This is a genomic window from Candidatus Rhabdochlamydia sp. W815 (genome assembly GCF_018642185.1).
In the GTDB taxonomy this organism is placed as follows: domain Bacteria; phylum Chlamydiota; class Chlamydiia; order Chlamydiales; family Rhabdochlamydiaceae; genus Rhabdochlamydia; species Rhabdochlamydia oedothoracis.
This window is the reverse complement of record NZ_JAAVTY010000124.1, coordinates 1-4039: the sequence shown is the minus strand read 5'-3', so window position 1 is coordinate 4039 and position 4039 is coordinate 1. Positions and strand designations below refer to the sequence as shown.

Here is a 4039-nt window from a genome sequence, read left to right as displayed (position 1 = left end):
CAGCTCTCTGGCTAGGGATCAGTTTTTTCATACTCAATAGCTTAACACAAAACAAAATATTTTTCTATACGATTGAATCGGAACCACTATATATAGTAGAAATAGCAAAAAGAAATGCACTTCATACTTTTACAGTCATTTCTAGAAGATGGATTGTAAAGCGTTCTTTTGCGTGGATGGAAAAATTGAGAAAGAAAACTACATACAAGCCTGATATATGGTGGTTCTAGCTTTTATTGATCTACTTTTGAAAAGATTTTAAACAGGCTCTAAGAGAGTGCCTATTCCTAGCTTATTGCATGCCAATATTAAATTTATAGAGCAAGCTGCAGGATTCTTTGCAGTAATATGAAAAAGCTCCATCATGGGGAAAATCAGCTACACCTACTACAGAAGTTCCTATGCTTAAGATTGCTAAATCTTTAACTGTAAAGCGCTTTCTTATTCGAGATAGAATAGTTGTAGAGGTTGGTTCTGTTAAATTTTGATATGCAATATTTGTTGGACCCACTTCTATTGACATAACTTTTCTCTCTTGTTTTTTAGAAGCAAAAGTATAATCGAATAAATCATTAAAGATTATTTAATTCTGTAGTTGGTCTAATTTTTCTATGGTTTCCTCAAGTTTTTTTTCCGCTTGGGAAAGGTTATCTTTTAACGTACTTACAAGAGAAGCAGGTGCCTTTTCAAGAAAATTTGCATTAGCAAGTTGAGCTCGAAGCTTATTTTGTTGTTGGATGAGTTTTTCCTTTTCTTTAACCAAACGGATTTTTTCTCTAATTTTTAGTTCTTGCGGCAGGGGAATCTGTAATTTTAAGGAACCAATAAGGGTTTCTGAACTAAAGAGGAGATTCTGAGTTTCTTCTGTAAAGGTAATCGATTGGATACGGATAAGTGCTTTTAAAAAACCAGAATTTTTCTCTAAAGCAGCTCTTTGTTCATCTTGAGATGGTGCTTGAACAAATAGATCAATAGCCATATTTGGTGGCATTTGCATTTCAGCTCGAATAGCACGGATAGCATGAGTTACTTGGTCTAAGAAGGTAAATGTTTCTTCCACGTCAGGACGAATATCTTCTAGAATAGCTTGCGGGTAATTTGATACGATACAAGCTGAACTATTAATGGCTGCTAGCGCTTCTTGAGTGTAAGGATCTGTTTGATTTTCTATTCGAGAATCCAATTTTTGCTTGATTTTATCAAAGAGCTCTTCTGTTACAAAAGGTGCTATAGGATGCAGTAGACGAATAGAACTAAATAAAACCAAAGAGAGGATTTTTTGTTTATTTTCTCTGTTAGCGTTTACAGGATCTGTTAAGATAGGTTTAACCAATTCTACATAATAAGCACAGAATTGATTCCAGAAAAAATCATAAGCTGTAGAAAGCGCTTTATCAAAAGCATATTCTTTTAAATAGCTATTTACGCTTTGGATTGTACGGTTTAGCAAGGAAAAAATCCAACGATCCTCTAGAGTAAGGATAGACAGGTCAAGTCCTGTAGCGAAATTATCTGCACTTAAGTCCTTAATATTCATAAATACAAAACGAGCGCCATTCCAAATTTTATTCACAAAATTTTTAAATTCTTCAAATCTACGCCGATCTAAATCAATTTGACGCGCTTGTGTAGCGCTTGCGCAAAGACCCATACGCATCGCATCTGTTCCATAGAAATCGATAACTTCTAAAGGGTCGATGATGTTTCCTTTGGATTTAGACATCTTTTCCCATTTGGAATGAATCTCTGAAGGGGGTGTTTGCCCAAGTTCAAAGGGATGTTTTTCTGCATGCGTTAAATAAGCAATAGAGCCGTTTTCTTGATGACGCCAATAAGATTTTCCATAGATAAGTCCATGTAAAAAAACTTCAGGAAAAGGTGGCTGATTAAAAACATATTCTCCCATTAGGATCATCCGTGCTACCCAAAAAAATAAAATATCATGGCCTGTAATGAGAGTAGAGTTAGGATAGAACTTTTTTAACTCTTGTGTTTGATGAGGCCAACCAAGTGTACTAAAAGGCCAAATGGCTGAAGAAAACCAGGTGTCGAGTACATCTTCATCTTGGTACCAATGATCAGGGTTTTTTTGCACTTCAAGCGGTAGGCTAATGCCATCAAACACCAGAATCTGATCAGGATTGTTTTTATTGTACCAAATGGGAATCCGATGACCCCACCAAAGTTGACGGGAGATACACCAATCCCTTAAATGATCAATCCAATGAAAATAGGTATTTTCCCAATGAGGTGGAATCAAGGATACTTTTTTGTCTTCAACCAATTGGCGCAGGCGGTCTTTAAATTGACTAACTCGAACAAACCATTGCTTGGAAAGATAAGGCTCAATAATCGCTTTTGAGCGATAAGAAATTCCTATGCGATGGTTGTGGGGCTCAATCCTATTGATAAGGTTTCTTTTCTGTAGGGCATCTACTATAGCTACCCGTGCCTCTTGCATAGTTAAACCTGAGAATTCCTGACCTTGCTCATTAATCCGACCATCAGGGGTCATGATATTGATACTATCGAGTTTATGTGTTTGTCCCATTTGGTAGTCATTCAAGTCGTGCGCAGGGGTTACTTTAACAACACCTGTTCCAAAAGAGGGGTCGATAAGACGATCTGCTATAATGGGAATACTTCTTTTTACAAAAGGAACAATAACTCTTTTACCAACTAGGTGTTTATAACGCTCATCGCAAACAGATACTGCAAGAGCAGTATCGCCAAGCATTGTTTCAGGACGGGTTGTTGCAACTGTAATGAGTTTCTCTGGAGCATCTTCAAAGCAATAGTTAATATACCAGAGGAAAGAACTTTTTTCTTCATACTCTACTTCATCATCAGCTAACGCTGTTTGTGAAATAGGATCCCAATTAACTAGATAATCTCCGCGGTAAATCAAACCATCGTCAAACATTTTTTTAAACAAGGTGCAAACAGCTAAGTTGCGCTCTTTATCCATAGTAAAACAAAGACGAGACCAATCACAGGAGCAACCTAATTTCTTTAGTTGATTTAAAATTTGATTTTCACTTCTTTCTTTCCATTGCCAGATCTCTTGGAAAAATTCTTCTCTTGTAAAATCTTTACGTTTCTTCCCTTCTGTTGCTAGTAAACGGCGCTCTACAACGGTTTGTGTAGCAATTCCCGCATGATCGGTTCCTGGAACCCATAATGTTTCATAGCCCGACATTCTCTTCCAACGAATCAAGACATCTTGCAGAGTGTTCACAAGAGCATGCCCCATATGCAGCACACCGGTTACATTGGGCGGAGGCATACAAATACAAAAAGCGGGCTTTATAGAGGCCGGATCTACTTTAAAAAATTGTTTTTCTTCCCAAAAGAGATACCACTTCTTTTCGACTTCTTGAGGCTCATAACTTTTAGATAACGTCATAGATAACAAGAGGTTTTACATAAACAAGCCAGGATAGCATGTAAGGAGAGAAAATTTCAACGTATTCCCTATTAAGCAATGTTTTCTAGGCAATCAGTAGAGTGATTAAATTAATTCGACAGCAATGGGCGCTTTTGCTATACGCTTAAGCTCTTCTGGATTGAGATATAAGTTTTGCTCATATGCAACTAAAAGCGAACTTTTTAACAAGAAACCAAAAAGACATCCTCAAGGCTCGTCATCGCCATGAACGGGATAAAAGGCTATGCGATAGAATCAAATCTATTTTATTGTTAGATGAAGGGTGGACATGCCCACAAGTAGCACATGCTTTACTCCTAGATGACGATACGATAAGACATTATTATAAAATCTATTCAGAAGACGGAAAAGAAGCCTTACTAAATTTGAACTATACAGGAAAGGTTTGCTGGCTCAGTCAAAATCAGCTTGACCAACTAAAAATCTATGTAAAAGAAGAAGCACCCCATTCGGCTAAACAAGTGATTAATTTTGCCAAAGACCGCTTTGGAATATATAGTGGTTCCGATTCAATCGTATAGAAAAATATTTTGTTTTGTGTTAAGCTATTGAGTATGAAAAAACTGATCCCTAGCCAGAGAGCTGACTTAG

At 36.9% G+C, this 4039-nt stretch carries 3 protein-coding genes and 1 pseudogene; 2 read left to right on the top strand and 2 right to left on the bottom strand.

What is annotated here, in order from left to right; genetic code table 11:
• Positions 1-95: 95 nt before the first annotated feature.
• A pseudogene (locus tag RHOW815_RS09415) lies at positions 96-194 on the top strand (IS5/IS1182 family transposase); the annotation flags it as partial.
• A gap of 98 nt (positions 195-292) precedes the next feature.
• Here the strand turns inward: RHOW815_RS09415 and RHOW815_RS07195 are convergent.
• Both RHOW815_RS07195 and RHOW815_RS07190 read right to left on the bottom strand, forming a co-directional pair.
• A complete protein-coding gene (locus tag RHOW815_RS07195) occupies positions 293-523 on the bottom strand; it encodes a hypothetical protein (RefSeq protein WP_215217640.1) in 231 nt (76 codons plus the stop codon).
• Positions 524-583: 60 nt separating this feature from the next.
• Complete coding sequence (locus RHOW815_RS07190; RefSeq protein WP_215217639.1) at positions 584-3406, bottom strand: valine--tRNA ligase; 2823 nt, start codon at positions 3404-3406, stop codon at positions 584-586.
• Positions 3407-3588: 182 nt separating this feature from the next.
• Here RHOW815_RS07190 and RHOW815_RS07185 point away from each other — a divergent pair, with 182 nt between their 5' ends.
• Complete coding sequence (locus RHOW815_RS07185) at positions 3589-3969, top strand: helix-turn-helix domain-containing protein (protein WP_215217638.1); 381 nt, start codon at positions 3589-3591, stop codon at positions 3967-3969.
• The last annotated feature ends 70 nt before the right edge of the window (positions 3970-4039 follow it).